The 16935-nt window shown below is 30.8% G+C and carries 16 protein-coding genes; 15 read left to right on the top strand and 1 reads right to left on the bottom strand.

Annotated features, from left to right (window positions below; genetic code table 11):
* The first annotated feature begins 30 nt into the window (after nucleotides 1–30).
* From FG167_RS08575 to FG167_RS08560, 4 genes are all read left to right on the top strand, one after another.
* Nucleotides 31–1407, top strand: a complete 1377-nt coding sequence (locus FG167_RS08575; RefSeq protein WP_203460987.1) for an alpha/beta hydrolase — start codon at nucleotides 31–33, stop codon at nucleotides 1405–1407.
* A gap of 162 nt (nucleotides 1408–1569) precedes the next feature.
* Nucleotides 1570–2331 (top strand): DUF6090 family protein, encoded by a 762-nt coding sequence (locus FG167_RS08570; RefSeq protein WP_203461155.1) that lies wholly within the window; start codon nucleotides 1570–1572, stop codon nucleotides 2329–2331.
* Between the two features lie 151 nt (nucleotides 2332–2482).
* Nucleotides 2483–2929, top strand: a complete 447-nt coding sequence (locus tag FG167_RS08565) for a hypothetical protein (protein ID WP_203460986.1) — start codon at nucleotides 2483–2485, stop codon at nucleotides 2927–2929.
* Between the two features lie 261 nt (nucleotides 2930–3190).
* Nucleotides 3191–3985 carry a hypothetical protein gene (locus FG167_RS08560; RefSeq protein ID WP_203460985.1) on the top strand — a complete coding sequence of 265 codons (795 nt, stop codon included), beginning with the start codon at nucleotides 3191–3193 and terminating at the stop codon, nucleotides 3983–3985.
* A gap of 167 nt (nucleotides 3986–4152) precedes the next feature.
* Here the strand turns inward: FG167_RS08560 and FG167_RS08555 are convergent, their stop codons facing one another.
* The gene (locus FG167_RS08555; protein WP_203458343.1) at nucleotides 4153–5145 is read right to left on the bottom strand and encodes an IS110 family transposase; all 993 of its coding nucleotides are present in this window, start codon (nucleotides 5143–5145) and stop codon (nucleotides 4153–4155) included.
* Nucleotides 5146–5394: 249 nt separating this feature from the next.
* On the opposite strand from FG167_RS08555, the gene FG167_RS08550 reads away from it, so the two are divergent.
* The 11 genes from FG167_RS08550 (at nucleotide 5395) to FG167_RS08500 (ending at nucleotide 16933) form a co-directional block, all read left to right on the top strand.
* Nucleotides 5395–5925: a GNAT family N-acetyltransferase gene (locus FG167_RS08550; RefSeq protein WP_203460984.1), complete on the top strand. Its 531-nt coding sequence runs from the start codon at nucleotides 5395–5397 to the stop codon at nucleotides 5923–5925.
* 172 nt (nucleotides 5926–6097) lie between these two features.
* The gene (locus tag FG167_RS08545) at nucleotides 6098–6862 is read left to right on the top strand and encodes a DUF6090 family protein (protein ID WP_203460983.1); all 765 of its coding nucleotides are present in this window, start codon (nucleotides 6098–6100) and stop codon (nucleotides 6860–6862) included.
* Between the two features lie 155 nt (nucleotides 6863–7017).
* Nucleotides 7018–7674, top strand: coding sequence for a class I SAM-dependent methyltransferase (locus FG167_RS08540; RefSeq protein WP_203460982.1), 657 nt, complete (start codon nucleotides 7018–7020; stop codon nucleotides 7672–7674).
* Between the two features lie 595 nt (nucleotides 7675–8269).
* Complete coding sequence (locus tag FG167_RS08535) at nucleotides 8270–8896, top strand: DUF6624 domain-containing protein (RefSeq protein WP_203460981.1); 627 nt, start codon at nucleotides 8270–8272, stop codon at nucleotides 8894–8896.
* A 221-nt stretch (nucleotides 8897–9117) separates the two neighbouring features.
* Nucleotides 9118–9927: a hypothetical protein gene (locus tag FG167_RS08530; protein WP_203460980.1), complete on the top strand. Its 810-nt coding sequence runs from the start codon at nucleotides 9118–9120 to the stop codon at nucleotides 9925–9927.
* A gap of 140 nt (nucleotides 9928–10067) precedes the next feature.
* A complete protein-coding gene (locus FG167_RS08525) occupies nucleotides 10068–10790 on the top strand; it encodes a hypothetical protein (protein WP_203460979.1) in 723 nt (240 codons plus the stop codon).
* Nucleotides 10791–11781: 991 nt separating this feature from the next.
* The gene (locus FG167_RS08520) at nucleotides 11782–13311 is read left to right on the top strand and encodes a hypothetical protein (protein WP_203460978.1); all 1530 of its coding nucleotides are present in this window, start codon (nucleotides 11782–11784) and stop codon (nucleotides 13309–13311) included.
* A gap of 25 nt (nucleotides 13312–13336) precedes the next feature.
* On the top strand, nucleotides 13337–13927 hold the full coding sequence (locus tag FG167_RS08515) for a DUF6705 family protein (RefSeq protein WP_203460977.1): 591 nt from the start codon (nucleotides 13337–13339) through the stop codon (nucleotides 13925–13927).
* 186 nt (nucleotides 13928–14113) lie between these two features.
* Nucleotides 14114–14614, top strand: a complete 501-nt coding sequence (locus FG167_RS08510; protein ID WP_203460976.1) for a hypothetical protein — start codon at nucleotides 14114–14116, stop codon at nucleotides 14612–14614.
* A 206-nt stretch (nucleotides 14615–14820) separates the two neighbouring features.
* Entirely contained in the window at nucleotides 14821–15459 is a 639-nt protein-coding gene (locus FG167_RS08505) for an aspartyl/asparaginyl beta-hydroxylase domain-containing protein (RefSeq protein WP_239004465.1), read from the top strand.
* Entirely contained in the window at nucleotides 15449–16933 is a 1485-nt protein-coding gene (locus FG167_RS08500; protein WP_203460975.1) for a pyridoxal-dependent decarboxylase, read from the top strand. The genes FG167_RS08505 and FG167_RS08500 overlap by 11 nt, the downstream gene beginning before the upstream one ends.
* Nucleotides 16934–16935 lie beyond the last annotated feature (2 nt).

Below are 16935 nucleotides of genomic sequence, written 5' to 3'. Positions count from 1 at the left end.
TGCCAGTAATTTAAAAAAAATCGAGTTTCAATGAAAAAAATACTTTTATTTACCTTCTTTATTATTAATTCAACTCTTTATTCACAAGATAAAAAGATAGAAATTCAAGAATATAAATATGTGATAGATTCTATTTATTCTACAAATCTTAAAGATTATAGAACCATAAAAGTATTCTTACCTAAAGATTATTCGGAAAAGCAAAAATATCCTATCATTTATACTTTAGATGGAAAATGGATGTTTGAACCAACAGTTTCTGAATCAAAAATTTTAATGGATTTTGATGTTATTCCAAAGTCAATTATTATTGGTGTTTTTCATAAAAACAGAAATGAAGATTTAGGAATTAATTGGAATACAGGAGAATTTGACAAAAGTAGTTTGAATTTTTATAATTTTTTGAATCAAGAATTAATCCCAAAAATTAACTCGACTTATTCATCTTCTGGGTTTAATACTTTGGTTGGACATTCAAATTCAGCAACATTTTGTGCAAAAGTTTTAACTCAAAAAGAGCAACCCTTTAACGGTTTTGTAGCTTTAAGTCAAAATCTTTTTGGAAACCAATTACAAGAATATATAGAGTTCACAAAAAAAACATTTAATAATTTGGTTTTCTATTTTGTTGCTTCAGGAAAAAGAGATGCGACACCAAGGATAGAATCGGGAATGAAATTAGATAGTTTATTTAAAATTAACCAAAATGTAAATATTAAAACTCAACATTCAATTTACGATGCCGACCATAGTGGAATTGCTGGAAGAGGACTTAACAATGGAATTTCTCACATATTTTCAGAATACAAACATTATAATGATTGGAATGACAAATTAATTGACTCTTTACTTGCTAAAAATATCAGTTCAGTAAATTTCATAAATGAGCATTCAAAAAAAATGAAAAGTATTTATGGTATTAATTTTAAAGTAAATCAAGACGATTTGAGCTTAATGCAAGCAATGACTCAAAATGATAATGATATTAAATCTGTTCAAGACTACGAAATAGAAAATTTTGGAAAAACAAAAGACTTTTATGCAACCTATGCCCAATTCTATGAGTATTCTAAAAGTTATGATAAAGCATTAGAATATTGGAGTATAAACCTTGAAAAATATTATAAAGAAAATACAAGTTTCTTTTATTACAGAAGACCAATAGATTTGCTCAACAAAAAAATGAAGTATCCGAAAAAAGCTATTAAATTTGCAGAAAAGTGGAAAGAAAAAGCACCAGAATATTCTCAAAATTTTAATTTGAAAATTGCTGAAATAACTTTAGAAAGTAATTTAAAAAAGAAAGTTGGTTTAAAAGCAATCCGTGAATATTTAAAAAATTACAATAAAGAATCAGATACAGATTTAGAAAAAGCTAAAGAATTAGAAAAGAAACTAAAAGAATAAAAACTACTGGCAACAACGTGTATAATTAATGGCTAGTTCTCGCCTATTTACGAAAATCCTCGCAGATTTTCTATTCAGTAATTATTTACTAAATTAGTTGCTTAAACACGCCACTAATCATACACAAGACCGTTGTGCTTCATTATGACAAACCGTTAACCAATGATAAAATTCTTTAGAAAAATACGTTACGACCTTATGGAGAAAAACAAAACTGGAAAGTATTTTAAATATGCAATTGGAGAAATTATACTTGTGGTTATTGGAATTTTGATTGCACTTTCAATAAATAATTGGAACGAGCATAGGAAACAACAAAAAATAGAACAAGAGTATTTATTGTCTCTGCAATCGGAATTTAATAATAATCTGGATAAAATAAATTCATCAATTAAGGAGAATGAAACCATAAGAAACGGTATAAATGGTTTGTTGAATTTATTTGATAATGAAATCCTTGACACTGTTAGTGATAAATATCTGAATGAAAAAATTTTTGCAGTTCTTGGCAATCAGATGCAGTTTAAGCCTTCAAATGGAGTGTTAAATGACATCATAAGTTCAGGCAATTTAAATTTAATTTTGAATCAAAAGTTGAGACAACGGCTTGCATCTTTTGATAGCTCATTGGAAATTTTAAAACTTCAGATAAATTTTACTTTGGCTGTAAAAGAAAACCTGAAATCTATTATTTATAAGGAGGGTAGTGTTAGGAAATTAGCAAGTAAACAGTTAGATTTTCAAACCAATTCCATTTCAAAAAACATAAATAATAAATCGTTGTTTAATTCTGTAGAATTTGAAAACTACCTCATAGACTATGCATTGTTACATAAATCAGCTGCGGGAACAAATTTTTTGGGTGGAATAAAAAATGAAATTGAAACCATATTAATTGAAATTGAACAAGAACTCAATAAATAACGAAAGCACAACAACGTATATAATTAATGGCTAGTTTTAGCTTACTTACGAAAATCCTCGCGGATTTTCTATCTGGTGTTTATTTGCTAAATTAGGTGCTTAAACACGCCACTAATCATATACAAGACCGTTACCCAACATTTAACCAAAAATGCCGATAAGAAGAAATACAGACCAAAAAAGTAAAACTCTGATTGAATTTTACTCTGAATTAAAAAATGACTCTGATGTGATTTCAAAAGGAGTCGGAACTTTAATGTTGAATTGGATTGATAAAATAAACTCGGAATTTAAAGAAACGGAAATTTGGGGATTGACTTCTCATTATCATCTGACTTTACAAAATAAAAATGATTATACATCCAAAACTTATGTTGTTCTAACAACTGGAATGGACGAATATCATATTGAATATCTGATTCCAAAAGAATTGGAACCCTGGAAAAATGCATTCGTAAAAGGAGCAACAAAATCTTTAGACGAAGCAATGGAAATGTTAATAACCGCAATGATTAACTCAAGAGGTTGGTGTAAATCGACTGAATTAAATAAACTCAAAACCGATGAAAAAAAATTAAATCATTCATTTATGGATTGACAGGGATTTCATTGTTGTTTATTACTATTTTATTCATTTCTGGATTTATTAAAATTATATATATGATTTGGACTATGTTGAACTTTATAAACCAATAAAAACGTTGGGTAACAACGTGTATAAGTCATTGCTAGTGCTTGCCTACGTGGAAAATCCTTCGGATTGTCCACTGGTTCGGTTCATTTTTACTAATTTAGTTGCTTAACACGCAACGAAATCATACACAACACGTTGTAAAACATAAAAACCCAATCAAACATTATGAGTTTTGACAGACCTTTTCACAGAAATTATAGACCAATTAAAGAAGGCCATAATTCTGGATATAGTGATTGGGCTTACATTGTTGACCACCATTATTCAGACCATCCTGAACATTACACAAGAGCATTTGCGATACTTCAAAAAGATATAATCGGACTTTTCGAATATATTGAGCCTTCTGATATAAATTTGGTGACATATTCTTTTAGAATTCACGAATTGCTCGTTAGAACTTGTATCGAAGTAGAAGCGAATTTTAAAGCAATATTACGAGAAAATATTTTTAATCCTGTTTATAAAAATGGACCGAAACAAGGACAATCACGAACTGAAAAAAATTGGAACATAAATGACTTTAAAATAATTAATAAAACTCATCATCTTGATGACTATTCAATTATATTCCCTCATTGGCACGGAACAAAGAATGAAAGATTTCCATTTCGAAAATGGAAAGAAAACGAATCATTACCTTGGTATCAAGCCTATAATCAATGTAAACACGATAGGCTTCATAATTTTGAAAAAGCAAATTTAGGAAATTTACTAGATGCGTTTTCTGGACTTTGTGTACTTCTATCTTCTCAATTCAGAACTGAAAGTTTTAGCACTGGAAGTGATAGTTTGGCTGTGAATACTGACAATTATTATGGTGGAGGATTTGGAATTGGAGGCTTCTTAATGGTTGATTTCCCGGGAGATTGGAAAGACGATGAACTTTATGAATTTAATTGGACTGAATTACAAAAAGAAGATAATCGATTTAAGAAAATTGATTATGATTCTTACTAATAAATTACGTTTTACAACACCGTATATAATTTATTGCTGGTTCTAGCCTGCTTACGAAAACCCTCGCGGATTTTCTATTCGGTTTTTATTTGCTAAATTACGTTCTTAACCACGCAACAAACCATATACGTATTCCAAGATCAAATCCTAATAAATTAGTCTTTTTTTTAAGCCGCATATTGTTGAAGAACTACATAAGGTGTTCCTCTTTTTACAACCGCAAAAGCTCTTGCTATTAATTTATTTCTTACATTATTTATAGCAAGCATTTTATCTTTTCCTTCTGCTAATTTTCTCTGATAATACAATCGTAGTTCACTATCATGTTGTATAGCACTTACACTTGCCATACTTAATAAACTTTTCATCTTTCTATCTCCTAAATAATGACATTGTTTTCGTCGGTGAATACTGGTTCCAGAGCGATGCTCAAAAGGTGCTGTGCCGCAATAACTTGAAAACGCACGCCAACTATCGAAGCGTGTAAAGTTTCCTGTATGATAAATAAGCTGACAAGCGACAACCAAACCAACACCTTTGAGGCTTGTAAGTAATTCGTGATTTTTATTCATAGAATCATCCCCTGAAATGATTTCCTTAATTCTAGACTCTATACCTTTTACTTGCTTTGACAAGTAGTCTATACTTCGTTTTAAGCTTATACAACCAGAATCGGTTGTTGGACTGGACAAAAGCACTTTCAGCTCTTTTAATGTTCCTTTAAGACCTGCATTGTTTCTTACTAATTGATCTCGTAAAGCTAATAACCTCCCTAACTCTAAATGAGACATACTTTTTACTGTACTTGGACTCAACTCTTCTCTATAAAGCCAAGCATAACGAGCGATTATACTCGAATCCAATTTATCTGTCTTTTCTTTTACAATCCCAGATGAACGCTTGATTTTCAATGGACTTTCTTCTACATAAACAACTCCTTGACCATGTAAATAAAGGGCTAGCTTTAAGGAGTAATAACCCGTATTCTCAAAACAATAAAAAACCTTGCTTGATTGTGTCTCTTTAGAAACCCATTTTAATAGACTTTTATAACCTATTAAATCATTAACAAACTCCTTGTGTAATTGCCCATGATAGCAATAAGCATCAATCGTCTTTTTTGATACATCAATTCCGACTACTTCTTCATAATTTTTCATATTTTTACAATTAGAGTGAATAAATATGTTGCTTTAACTACTTCCTTTATCGGGAGTTTATACTCCTGGTATTCCAAATGGTTCTTCGCAACTGTATAGAAAGAGAGGACTCGTACGTGTACTGGATCAGTATTCTAAAACACGTTATAGTTCTCCTCTTTTTCTATATAAAGATATTTATTACAAACTAAAGAAACACGTTAGCGGTCAGGCGAGGAACGAAATCAGACACAATAATTATATTACAGAATGGAAAATAGAAATTTGAAAACCTTCCCTATATTATCAACTGAAAGGTTGACTCTTCGACAATTATCGGACAGCGATGTTCAAGAAATATTTATTCTTCGTTCTGATACTTTAATAAACAAATATCTTGGAAGGCAGCCAAGCAAAACATTAGAAGACGCATCGAAATTTATTGAGAAAATAAAAAACAATAGTCTTTCTTATTGGGCAATTGCACAAAAAGGAAATGAAAAACTTATGGGTACAATTTGCCTTTTTGATGTTTCAGAAGAGCAAAAAAAATGCGAAATCGGATATGAACTTTTAACGGAATATCAAGGAAAAGGAATTATGAGAGAGGCGGCAAAAAAAATAATTGAGTATTCAATTCAAACACTCGGACTAAAAACAATTGATGCTTATACGCATAAGGACAATCAAAGTTCAACCAATCTTCTTAAAGAATTGAAATTTAAGATTGCAGATAGCATTGATATAACAAATTCAAATTTGATTTTATTCCGACTGAATATTGATACTAAAAATAAATAGGGGAATAAAGCCCGAACCGCTAACACCGTATATAATTTATTGCTGGTTCTAGCCTGCTTACGAAAACCCTCGCGGATTTTCTATTCGGTTTTTATTTGCTAAATTACGTTCTTAAACACACAACAAACCATATACATAAACGTTGTGCTTCATTATGAAAAACCACTAACCAATGATAAAATTCTTTAGAAAAATCCGCCAAAAAATGCTGACTGAAAACAAATTTAGTAAGTATTTGATTTATGCTATTGGAGAAATAATTCTTGTGGTTATTGGAATATTGATTGCGTTGTCAATTAATAATTGGAATCAAAATTCTACTCGAAATAAATTAGAATTCGAAGCACTAAAAAACTTAAAAGAAGATTTTGATTTTAATTTATCAGAATTACTTCGCATTGATAGTGTAAACACAAAAAATATAAAGTCTTGTTTAATAATACTTAACCACACAGGTAAGAGATATACAGAAGACTTTGTTTTAGAGAAATATTTAAATGATGCCGCTGCATCGCCAGATTACGTTGCCAAAAACGGATTTTTAAATGATTTAGTCAGTTCTGGAAACCTTGGCTTAATTAAAAATAATGCTTTACGTAACCTGTTATCATCCTGGCCTACGATATTAGATGAATTAACGTTGAGAGAATTAGCTTCAGAAAAATCTGATTTTGCATTGATAGATTTTATTATGAAAAATGGTAGTTGGTTGAATGTTGATGAAGTCATTGGTTTCAACAACAGCTTAAATATAAAATTACCCCAATCTGGCTTTGACATTGACAACAACCAAATGCTAAAATTACTTGAATTTGAAAATAGAATAGAAAACCAAATAATGTTTTTCAACATAGTAAAGGACAGATATAAAGATTGTATGGACTTGAACAAGGAAATTATTCAACTTTTAGAATCTGAATTAAAAGCGAGAAAATAACGAAAGCACAACACCGTATAAAAATAATGCGTAGTTTAGTGCTTAATCAAGAGTCCGTGCACTTTTGTTACGTCTGATTTTCCTGCGGAAAATCCTCGCACACAAAACCGCACTATTCTTATACATAAACGTTGTGCAACATTTAAAAAAACCGTGTGGAAGACATAACTAAAAATACGATTGACATTTTTGATGTTAATGCGGAATTGTATCAAAGTCAATATATGAATGTTGATTTATACGCTGACACATTGGATATTTTTTGTGAACAATTATACAAAATGGAATCTTCAATTTTAGAAGTTGGATGTGGACCAGCAAATGTCACTAAATATTTATTGAACAAAAGACCTGACTTAAAAATATTGGCGACGGATTTATCAGAAAAAATGTTAGAATTAGCAAAAAAAAATATTACTAATGTTGAGTTTAAAAAATTAGATTTCCGAGATATAGAAAGTTTAGGCAAAAAATTTGATGGAATGGTCTGTGCTTTTTGTGTTCCCTATCTTTCAAAGAATGAATTGGAACAATTTGTAAGTAATTCATCCGAAATAATAAAAGAAAATGGTGTTCTTTATATAAGCACAATGGAAGATGAAAATGAAAAGTCGGAATTTAAAAAAGCAAGTAATGGAAAAGGGAAATCTTTATTCATAAATTATTATACAGCCGATTACCTCATTGGAATTCTTGAAAAGAATAATTTCAAAATAACCGAATTGAAAAGAAAGGTTTACAGAGACAAAAACGAGAATAAAGTAACTGATTTAATCATAATTGCGAAAAAAACGTTGCACAACACCGTATAAAAATAATTGCGGTTTAGTGCTTAAACAAAGGTCGTTGCGTGTTTGTAACGTCTGATTTTCCTTCGGAAAATCCTCGCATACAAACCCGCAACTATTCTTATACATAAACGTTATATACAATTGCTCTGAAATTGTAACTCCTAATAAAACCGAATTACTAAAATCATAATTCATCGGAATTTTTTCTTACTCAAACTTTGAATTTGAAAACAAACTCTGAATCTCACTCAAACGGAATTTTAGCTTGTTTGTGAAAACTGAATATAATACTGATTTTACTTCCGCGAAAATATCACTCAAATGGAAAATCACTTATGCGGAAAAAAGCCTGGTTTTCTTTCCGCGATTTTTTTGAGTTTTAAGAAATTAAATCCAACTCTAAAAATCTTGGAAAACTATTTCGGAATTTTTTCAAAACGCTCTCACTCTACTCTATCGCAAAAGTATATAACAACGCATAAAAAAAATTGCTATATTTAGAACTAAATTTAAAGATCGTTGCTCTTTTGCTACATCTGATTTTCCTACGGAAAATCCTCGCACACAAAAACGCAACTCTTTTTATACAACCACGTTGGCAATAATTAAAAACAAAATGAAAAAATTAATCTTTTTAGTCATAATTGGCATCTTCTCATCAACAGTTTATAGTCAAATCGAAAAACAAAATGAAAAAGAATTAGATTCTTTGAAAACCAAACTCGAAACACTATTAATGGAAGACCAACTTTTTAGGGGATTTTATCAAGATGTTGAAAAGAAATTCGGACAGGATTCGGCTGAATTAGAATACTTTTGGAAAGTGGTTGAAGAACAAGATGAAAGAATAGAAATAGAGTTTATAAAAATTCTTGAAAAATACGGATGGCTTGGAATTAATCAGGTTGGGAGATTAGCAAATGGTGCTTTATTTAGTATAATTCAACATAGTTCTATTGAAACAAAAGAAAAGTATGCACCATTGATGAAAGAATCCGTTTTGAGAAACGAATCACAACCAATACATTATGCGAGATTGATTGACAGAATTCTCGTAAACGATAAAAAACCTCAAATCTATGGTTCCCAGACCACCCAAAATGAAAATGGAGATACAGTTTTCTTCGAAATTGAAAAGCCCGAATTTGTAAATAAACGAAGAAAGGAAATCGGATTAGATGGAATTGAAGATTTCGCAAAAGAACGTGGAATTGAATGGAAAATTACTCAAACGGAAAAATAACTATTGCCAACACCGTATATAAAAAATAGCGCGAGTCGTTGGTAACACAAAGGTTCGGGCATTTTTGGGAAGTCGCCAAATTTTTAAATTTGACAAATTCCCAAAAATAAAATAATTAGTAAAATTTAAAAATTCGGCTTGTGTTTCATCCGAAAAGTTATCGCTTTTTTAGCGCTACTTTTCATATACAAGACCGTTAGGCAACATTTGAGAAACACACTATGACAGAATTTATAGCAATCGTAATAATTATTGTAGTCATTGCATATTTCATTGGAAAAAGCAAATCAAAAAAGACTTCTAAAGTTCAAAGAAAAGTTGTTTCTCAAAAGCAAAATCCAAAGTATGAAATCAGTCGAATTGATACTATAGATGAGAAAATTCTTTACAAGAAAAAAGGAATAAAAACATTCGATATGAAAGGAATGTTTTATCAAAATTTAAATCCAGAAATTCATAGTGGAGATTTTATCGGAATTGGAAAATGCGAAGACAATTCACACGATATGTACGCAGTCGGAATTTATAACCAACAAAATGAATTACTTGGTTATACGCCAAAAGGAAACAAAAGACTGAATAACTCGCTTACTGAATGGAATAACGGAAAGGTTCCTGTTTGGGGCGGACTTTCTCACGATGATTATGACGATAGATGGTATGGAACTGTATATATTCCAGTCGGATTCACAACTGAACAAATAGAAAAAGTTGAGAGAATTTTGAGCCTAAAATCTGACAATCAAATTCAAATCAAGAAAAAAGAAAAGTCAACCGAAAAATATTTTGAGATTTTAAATAGACATAGAGAAATAACAAAATTGTTAACCGATTTAAAAAATCCAGAGGAATTTTATTACTCTTTTCCTAAAAATCTTGTTCCTTCAATTTCAAGCCATTTAGAAAAAGAAAAGAATTGGGAAAAATTATTGGAATTAGAAAAACATCAAGATTTGATTTCTGAATTAAGTGATAAATTTAGGGAAACGACATTAAAACGAATTGAAAAAGCAAAGAAAAACGTTGCCTAACACCGTATAAAAATAATTGCGGTTTAGTGCTTAATCAAAGGTCGTTGCGTGTTTGTAACGTCTGATTTTCCTTCGGAAAATCCTCGCATACAAACCCGCAACTATTCTTATACATAAACGTTGCCAACAATGTAAAAAAAATGAGAAAAACCGAACTAAATTTTTTTGAAAATGGAAATTGTCTTGCAGGTTATGATTATTATCCGTTCTATGAGATTTTTAAGTCAATCCGTTTTTTAATTGGAATAAAAGCTAAAAATGAAAAAGAACTACGTGGAATATATTATACTATAATAATTCAATGTACGACATTAATAGAAGGAATGAGTGGACAAATAATTAACTCATCAATTGAACATAGATTTTATGAGGTTGAAAATTTTTCGGAAAAAGACAAAGAATTTTATAAACGCATCCTTCAAAATTTGGAAAAGACAGTTAATAATTCATTTTTTCGTGAATTAGAAAAAAACTGGGAAGTTGTTTATGACCAAGATTTGAAAAAAGCAGTTAATGAAAAAGATAGTGAATTATGGAAAAGTATAACAACACTTTTTCAAATTAGAAACGCAATTTCTCACGGACATCTTTTGACTGTAGAATATCATCCAACTGGAAATAATAATGATTTTGACATAAAGGTTTTAGATAAATACAAAGGAATTTATTCATTCCTTACCGAAAAGAAGTTGATTGAAGCTGACAGACTTGGAATGGTTCATTTAGTAAATAAAAAAGTAGTTGAATTTTTTATCGAAGAAGCAACTAAATTTATCAATGCAATTATATTATCAATTCCAAATAATAGAGATAAATCATTAGCAATGAACAAATATCAATTCATAAGAGAACAAACACTGTAGGCAACACCGTATATAATTTATTGCTGGCTTATCGCCTACTTACGAAAGTCCTCGCGGACTTTCTTGGTCGGTAATTATTTACTAAATTAGTTGCTTAAACCACGCAACAAACCATATACAACAACGTTGCAAACTATAACTCGGAAAAATTACCAACCAAAATTCTGCCAAACTTTACGCTGAAAAAACCACTCAAAATCGGAATCAAATATTGCGGAATAATTTACTCGTTCGCTGAATTTACTCTTGCGGAATTTAGCAAGTTGCGGAATAGCCACTCCAACGGAATTAAAAGAACAAAATCACTTTTCGGACTTCACTCGGAATTGAGCAATTTAGCGGAATAAAAAAAACGTGATTACTCAAATGTCTCGCAACAGTTAGCAACAACGCATAAAAAAAATTGCTATATTTAGAACTAATTTAAAAGTCGTTGCTCTTTTGCTACTTCTGATTTTCCTACGGAAAATCCTCGCTCGCAAAAACGCAACTATTTTTATACAAAACCGTTATAAAAAATGCCTCCGAAAATATAACTACTAATAAAACGGAATTACTAAAAATATTATTCATCGGAATTTATTCTTACTCAAACTCTGAATTGTTTACTTACTCAAACTCGGAAATTAATTAGAATCGGATTCTCACTCTAACGGAATTTTAAGCTTGTTTGCGGAATCTTTAGCTTGTTTGCGGAATCTTCACTCAAAAGGAATTAATAATCACTCAAACTCTCGGAATTTTACGACTCTTACTTCAACAAATTAATAATTCGTTTTTACTCAAATCTGTCGGCACTTTTAATAACAACGCATAAAAAAAATTGCTATATTTAGAACTAATTTTAAAAGTCGTTGCACTTTTGCTACTTCTGATTTTCCTTCGGAAAATCCTCGCACGCAAAAACGCAACTCTTTTTATACAAGACCGTTGTGGTTAATTTTTACCAAACCAACAAACATTTTTATTAACTTTAAACGATTTTGTACTTATGAAAAAACAACACTTAAAAAATTATCTGAAATTTGGAGTTCTACTCTTTGGAATTTCTTTTTTGCTTACCAATTGCGAGAAAGAATCTGTAGAAGATTTAGAATATCAACAGAAATCAAGATTTAATGTTAAAACTTTAAATCAGGAGCAAGTTCAACCCAATTCTTCAATAAGCAGAAAACTTAATGAATTAAATCCAAAAGAGAAAGGTAAACATTTAACTAATAGTCAAGCTAGAGAAATTTACAGTTCAGAATATGGTTTTACAATTAACACCGATTTTGTAAAATATATTGAAGATACCGAAAATGGAAATCATTCTTATAGTTTTACAATAACAAGAGATAATCAAACTGATGATAAATTAGAAAACCTTTTACTACATTATAATTTAGAAAATGAATATGATGCATATATTATACAATATGGATTTACAGCAAATGAATATATTTCTCTAGATGAAAATAGTATAAATAATTATAGCACCTTACTATTTCCTATAGATTTTGACACTTCTGTTTTTAATGAAGGAGAATTGGCAAAAATGGTTTATGGTTGTAGTGAAACTTGGGAATGGGTGGTTGTAAATGATGGTGATGAAGGTGAATTAAACCCTAATTTAGGTACTCATACAATGGGGTGGGCATTAACAGGAATTTCTTGTGGTTATTTTGATAATGGTCCTGGTGGAGGTGGCGGATTTCCATCTGGAACAGGTTCTGGTGGCGGAGGTGGTTCATCTGGTTATACTCCTCCTGGAAACAATTACGATCCATCTGACCCAAATAATCACGGAAATAGTAACCTTCCTATACTAACTAGTCCTGCTTTGCCACAAAACCCACCTTGTACAAGTGGTTTAAATAATCTTGTCAATAAACCAATAGCAAATCAAACTACTCCAAAAACCGTAATTGATAATTTAAATCATCTTAAAAATAACCTAAATCAAAATAAAGAGATGATGTACTTTATGTCACCAACAACTACTGCTGAAACAGAATTTGTTGAAAATTATAGACTAGGTTTACCTAATGCAGATGAAATACAAATAAATTTAGGTACAAATAAAGTGAGCATGTTAATGCACTCACATTACAGCACTACAAAACACTTATCTGTATTTTCATTATCTGACCTCTACCAAATTTACACCTCCAGAAATGCTGGCAATATTTTTAGCCCAAGCACATTTACTTCGATAGTAGTTACTGCTCATGGCACGACTTATGCAATAAAAATTTCTGACACTCAAGCTTTTCTCAATTGGGGAAATACTTTTTTTACTGGTTGGGATTTACAATTACCTCCTAATACCAATAATCCATTTATTGATGCAAGAGAAGATGATTATAAGTTATACGTTACAAAAAAACAAACAAATAACAAAAACGAATTCGGTATAGCTAACTTTTTTAGCAAAAATAATTTAGGATTAGAATTATATAAAGCGGATAGTAGTTTCTCAAATTGGTCAAAGATAACACCTAATCCAAATGGAACAACAACAGCAACACCTTGTCAATAAATTAAAAATTATAAAACTTATAACAATGAAAAATAAAATTTTAATAATCGTGTGTATTTTAGCTGTTTTTAGCTGCAAAGCACAAACAATATCTTTAACAACTGTAGATTACACAAATGTACCAGATAATGCATACGTAAAAGATATAGATGGCAAACTGAATCCTTTCATAGGTACTTGGAAATGGATAGATGGAAATTCTGAATTCACAGTTGTTTTCGTAAAAAAAGAAATGTATGATGCTGGAGGTACAAGTAGAATTAAACAAGATAAAATTATAGGTGGTTATAAATACATTGAAAATGGAATTGAAATAGTTAATACATTAAATTTCACAACAGATTTTGACCCAAATGATATTTCAACCTTTGATAATTACGCAAAAATAATTACTCAAATTGACAACTCTTTTCTTGAGCTTTCGTTTGGTTTATTTGATAAGGTTAAAGATAAATATTGTGAAGGCACTTTAGAACTAATTGACCCATTAGTTTTAAATGGTAATTTTGTAGCAACTACCGCACAGTGGAAAATGTGGCAAAGAGAAACTTTTACAGAAACTCCATCAGCACAAGGTTTTTCAATTCCAACAGACATTGTATTAACCAAACAATAAAAAAAACTAACCACAACCACGTATATAAAAAATAGCAGTTAAGAGCTAAAATTAAAGTTTGGTTCTTTTCTGCTATCTTTGTTTTTAACTGAAAAGTAATACACATAAATCTGCTACTTTTCATATACAAAACCGTTGGCAACAAGCTGAAAAATGAGATACACATTAATAATTTTGACTCTAATTTTGACTTTTTCCTGTAAAGTGAAAGCTCAAAAAAATGACTTAAAAATAGTCTGTAATGAATCGACAAAAAATGATTCTGATTATTCAGATGTTGTTATCATAAAATCCTGCGAATTTAAAAATCACTCATTTAAATCAATTGGAACTCCTGATTATAAAGGTCGTTATTCTTACGATTATGAGTTATTCTCGAATGACAAAGATGACACTCTGAAAGTAAATAATTCCGACTTTTTCAATCTTAACGCAAAAGAACTGGAAAAATTAATAAACGATAAGCTCAAAGCTGAATTTGAATCTAATTCTAAAATACCAGAAATTAGCGATTGTATGAGTTGGATAGATTTTAGATATTATAAACTGAACGAATTCGGAATTTCGTTCACCTATAAAAATCAAATGGAATTTAATATTGATTACGGAATTGGAAGTGCGTGTTTTAATGTCAGTTCAAGTTCTGTAATTATGGAAATTTCTGAATTAGAAAAATATTTAAAATAAAGCCAGTTGCCAACACCCGTATAAAATAAATAAAACATAAATCTCCCCTTACTATTACGCATACTTTCATAAAATAAAAACCATTCCATTTTAGTTTTCAGCAACTATAAGCATCTCCCATTAGAAGAAAAATAGTTAACTTAGTTAATGATAATTACAATTCACAGGATTGAAAATCAATACTTAAGACTTTTCATTTCAAACCAATGGCAAAATACCACATGGAAACAAAGAAGCAATTTAAGGGCAGAATACAATTACCTTTTACGTTTGATGTAGAAAAAATGGCTGCAGAAGCAAACGCTTTAAAAAAAGAACATTACGAATATTATAAAGTCATTACATTGCGTTCTCCTGCGCATTTGGTAGATACCTCTTTACCTTTTCCTCCGCCTGCAAGTGATTACGCAGATGGTTCTTGGACCGATTGGATGGACACACCTAACTTAGAAAAATCACCATATTTAAAAAGCGTTATCGATACCTTTAGTCAGTACACCACCGTTAATTTGGTTCGGTTATTATTTTTGGCGCCTAATTCTGTAGTAAAAGAACATACCGATCCTACTTTAGGTTTAGAAGAAGAAAAATCGATGATTAGACTAACCATTCCCATAGATAACAATAAAGATATTTCCTTTTTTCTGAATGACACTATAGTGCCAATGAAAACAGGAGAATGCTGGTATTTACGTTTAACAGATAGACATCGCGTTATTAATAACGGAACCACAGATCGTATTAATTTAACCATAGACATAATACCTAATGATACCATAGTAGAAATTATTTCTAATGCAAACACACTAATGAATACACAAAACGAACCGAAGCATGAAAACTAGAGAAAATGCTATTGAAATGAGTAATGCCGAATTTCGAAAAATTGGCTACCAACTTATTGACACCCTTTCAGATTTTTTTGATGAGATTCCTAATAATCCAGTAACAACTACCAAGACACCATTAGAACTGCAACAAACATTAGGTGCTTCGTCTTTGCCAAAAAATGGTTTACCTGCTGAAGAGCTGCTTGCTTCAACTACAAAATTATTATTGGATAATTCTTTATTTAATGGGCATCCTAAATTTTTTGGTTATATAACCTCTTCTGCTGCACCCATTGGCGCTTTAGCAGATTTGCTAGCTGCTTCTGTAAACCAAAATGTTGGCGCACAAATATTGAGTCCGATAGCCACAGAAATCGAAAAACAAACCATTAAATGGTTGTCCGAATTTATTGGTGTATCCCCAAATTATGGAGGTGTTTTAGTTAGTGGAGGAAACATGGCAAACTTTACCGCTTTTTTAGCTGCAAGAACAGCCAAGGCTCCAAAAGACATTAAAGAAAACGGACTTAGCAATACATCGAAACAATTAATTACCTACTGTTCTAAATCTACACATACTTGGATTGATAAAGCTGCTATCTTATTTGGACATGGTTCTAAATCGGTACGTTGGATACCAACCGATGCATCCAACAAAATGAATATTACTCTTTTAGAACAAACGATAAAAGAGGATATACAACAAGGACATCAACCTTTTATGGTTGTTGGTACCGCAGGAGATGTTAGTACAGGAATTGTAGATAACCTGGAAGCTATTGCAGCTATTTGCAAAACCTTTGATTTATGGTTTCATATTGATGGTGCTTATGGAATTCCTGCGGCAATTATTCCAGAATTGAAAGCACTATTTACAGGAATAAAAGAAGCCGATTCGATTGCTTTAGATCCACATAAATGGCTGTATAGTCCGTTGGAAGCTGGTTGTACCTTGGTGAAAAACCCAAAACATCTTATAGACACGTACAGTTCGCATCCAGAATACTATAATTTTAATTTATCAGAAGAAGGAGAATCTTTAAATTACTTTGAATACGGACTACAAAACTCTCGTGGTTTTAGAGCCTTAAAAGTATGGCTTGCATTACAACAAATTGGGAGTAATGGCTATACAAAACTGATAAGAGAGGATATTGAATTAGCGAAGTATTTCTATACATTAGCAGACCATCACGAAGCATTAAAACCAATATCTCAAAATTTAAGTATTACAACACTTAGATACATTCCAACAGATATAAAAGGAGACGATGAGAATAATGCGGCTTACCTAAACACCTTAAATGAAAAACTACTCAACGAACTACAAAAAGGAGGCGAGCTGTTTTTATCTAACGCTGTTATAGCCGATCAATATTGTTTAAGAACCTGTATTGTAAACTTTAGAACGACAAAAAAAGACATCGAAGAGTCCATTAAAATAATAGTAAAAGAAGGCCGGAAAATGCATCAAATGTTACAAAGTTAGAT

Origin of the sequence: Lacinutrix sp. WUR7, assembly GCF_016864015.1 — a bacterium.
GTDB lineage: Bacteria > Bacteroidota > Bacteroidia > Flavobacteriales > Flavobacteriaceae > Oceanihabitans.
This window is presented reverse-complemented; position numbering and strand designations above follow the sequence as displayed.

Bases quoted from the DNA above. Each gene is read 5' to 3' on its own strand.
- FG167_RS08575 (WP_203460987.1), top strand. From the start codon at position 31: ATGAAAAAAATACTTTTATTTACCTTCTTTATTATTAATTCAACTCTT.
- FG167_RS08570 (WP_203461155.1), top strand. From the start codon at position 1,570: ATGATAAAATTCTTTAGAAAAATACGTTACGACCTTATGGAGAAAAAC.
- FG167_RS08565 (WP_203460986.1), top strand. From the start codon at position 2,483: ATGCCGATAAGAAGAAATACAGACCAAAAAAGTAAAACTCTGATTGAA.
- FG167_RS08560 (WP_203460985.1), top strand. From the start codon at position 3,191: ATGAGTTTTGACAGACCTTTTCACAGAAATTATAGACCAATTAAAGAA.
- FG167_RS08555 (WP_203458343.1), bottom strand. From the start codon at position 5,145: ATGAAAAATTATGAAGAAGTAGTCGGAATTGATGTATCAAAAAAGACG.
- FG167_RS08550 (WP_203460984.1), top strand. From the start codon at position 5,395: ATGGAAAATAGAAATTTGAAAACCTTCCCTATATTATCAACTGAAAGG.
- FG167_RS08545 (WP_203460983.1), top strand. From the start codon at position 6,098: ATGATAAAATTCTTTAGAAAAATCCGCCAAAAAATGCTGACTGAAAAC.
- FG167_RS08535 (WP_203460981.1), top strand. From the start codon at position 8,270: ATGAAAAAATTAATCTTTTTAGTCATAATTGGCATCTTCTCATCAACA.
- FG167_RS08530 (WP_203460980.1), top strand. From the start codon at position 9,118: ATGACAGAATTTATAGCAATCGTAATAATTATTGTAGTCATTGCATAT.
- FG167_RS08525 (WP_203460979.1), top strand. From the start codon at position 10,068: ATGAGAAAAACCGAACTAAATTTTTTTGAAAATGGAAATTGTCTTGCA.
- FG167_RS08520 (WP_203460978.1), top strand. From the start codon at position 11,782: ATGAAAAAACAACACTTAAAAAATTATCTGAAATTTGGAGTTCTACTC.
- FG167_RS08515 (WP_203460977.1), top strand. From the start codon at position 13,337: ATGAAAAATAAAATTTTAATAATCGTGTGTATTTTAGCTGTTTTTAGC.
- FG167_RS08505 (WP_239004465.1), top strand. From the start codon at position 14,821: ATGGCAAAATACCACATGGAAACAAAGAAGCAATTTAAGGGCAGAATA.
- FG167_RS08500 (WP_203460975.1), top strand. From the start codon at position 15,449: ATGAAAACTAGAGAAAATGCTATTGAAATGAGTAATGCCGAATTTCGA.